Below are 2,035 nucleotides of genomic sequence, written 5' to 3' on the forward strand. Positions count from 1 at the left end.
ACGGCCGTGGTCTCGGGCCGCAGTCGTGCCTGCTCCTCGAAACGCCCGGTGAGCGTCCGGTCGTCGATGGGGACCGATACGCCCGCCCACTCACCCAGGATCTGCCTCAGGTCCCCGTCCGCCATGGGCTCCAGCTCGGACAGCCGCAGGTGCGGGGCCGACACGGCCTGCTCCAGGATCCGGCGGAACATCGCGGCCATCCGCTCGACCGTCTCCCGCTCGAAGACGTCCTCGCTGAAGAGAATCGTGCCGGCCAGTCCTTCCGTGCCGGGTCCTCCGTCGGCCCCCCCGGTGCGCAGCAGGAACTCCAGGTCGAACTTGACGGCTCCGGTCACCACCGGTTCGGCCGCGCCTGTCCGCACCCCGGCGAACTCCGGCCTGGGAGCCGGACCGCTCTCCACTGCCAGGCACACCTGGAACAGCGGGTGCCGGGCCAGTGAGCGCGCCGGGTTGACGGCTTCCAGCACGAGGTCGAAGGGCGCGTCCTGGTGTGCGAACGCGTCGAGGTCCGTGGCCCGCACCCGGCGCAGCAGTTCCCGGAACTCCGGATCGCCCGAGGTGTCCGTGCGCAGCACCAGCGTGTTGACGAAGAACCCGACCAGCCCCGCCAGGCTCTCTTCCGAACGTCCCGCGACGGGCGAGCCCAGCGGAATGTCGGTGCCCGCGCCGAGCCGGGTCAGCGTGGCCGCCAGCGCCGCCTGCACCACCATGAACGGCGTACACCGCTCGGCCCGAGCCAACTCCCGTACGCCGCTGGCAAGGTCCGGCCCGCAGTCGACCTCCACGGCCCCGCCCCGAAGCCCGGCCACCGGCGGTCTCGGCCGGTCGTGCACCAGCCCCAGTTCCTCCGGAAGTTCCGCCAGTGCCTTCCGCCAGTAGCCCAGCTGCTCGTCCAGCACCGGCCCGGACAGTGCGGACCGCTGCCACAGCGCGTGATCGGCGTACGTCAGCGGCAGCGGTGACCAGCCGGGAGGGCGTCCCGCGCGCCGAGCCGCGTAGGCCGCGGAGAGATCCGCGAACAGTGGGCGCAGCGACTGCCCGTCCGTGGCGATGTGGTGCAGCAGCACCAGCAGAACCGCGGACTCCTGGCCGGTGCGCAGCAGGGTCACCCGCAACGGCGGCTCGGCCGCGAGGTCGAAGGCGTGCCCGGCCGCTGCTCGCAGCTCACCGTCCACCGCTTCGGGCGCCACGTCCCGGACCGTGAAGGACACCTCGCCCGGCGGAGCCACCGCCTGGTGGGGCTCGCCGTCCGCGATGACGATGCTGGTTCGCAGCGGTTCGTGACGGCCCGTGAGGTCGACGAACGCGGCACGCAGCGCGGCCACGTCCACCGGCCCGTCGAGGCGGACGGCCATCGGCACGTTGTAGGCGGTTCCGCCGGCTTCGAGCCCGTTCACCAGCCACAGCCGCTGCTGGGCGAAGGACAGGGGCAGCCGTTCCGGGCGCCGGCCAGGGGCCGCCGGCGGCGGCAGCGCTCCCCGCCGTCCGGTGAGCTCCGCGAGATGTCCGGCCAGCCGGGCCGGTGTGGAGTGCCGGAACACCTCCCGCAGGCTCAGCCGGGTGTTCAGCGCGGATGAGAGCCGGTTCGCCAGCCGGGCGGCGAGCAGCGAATGCCCGCCCAGCTCGAAGAAGTCGGTGTCCGCGGACAGCGGCCCGTCGGCACCCAGGACCTCGGCGAACAGCGCACAGACGATCTCCTCGAGCGCTGTGCGGGGCGCGCGCCCCTGGACCGTCATGGCCGGCGCGGTGGGTTCCGGCAGGGCGCGCTTGTCGATCTTCCCGTTGGGGGTGAGCGGCAGCCGGTCGAGCAGCACGATGAACGCGGGCACCATGTGGTCCGGAAGCCGCTCGCGCAGCCAGGTCCGGACTGCGGCGGGCTCTGGCGCGGGCCTGTCGGGCGCTGCCGTCACGTACGCCGTCAGCCGCCCGTTCCCGTACGTCACGGTGGCTTGGGTGAGGTGGGGGTGGGTGGTGAGGAGGGTTTCGATTTCGGTGGGTTCGATGCGGAAGCCGCGGATTTTGATCTGGGTGTCGG

At 72.8% G+C, this 2,035-nt stretch carries 1 protein-coding gene; it reads right to left on the reverse strand.

The features are described 5' to 3' along the window. A partial coding sequence (locus AC07FK_RS34080) for a condensation domain-containing protein (protein ID WP_479108770.1) occupies nt 1–2,035 on the reverse strand: 2,035 nt, incomplete at both ends.

The organism is Streptomyces sp. NPDC046122, assembly GCF_056429965.1.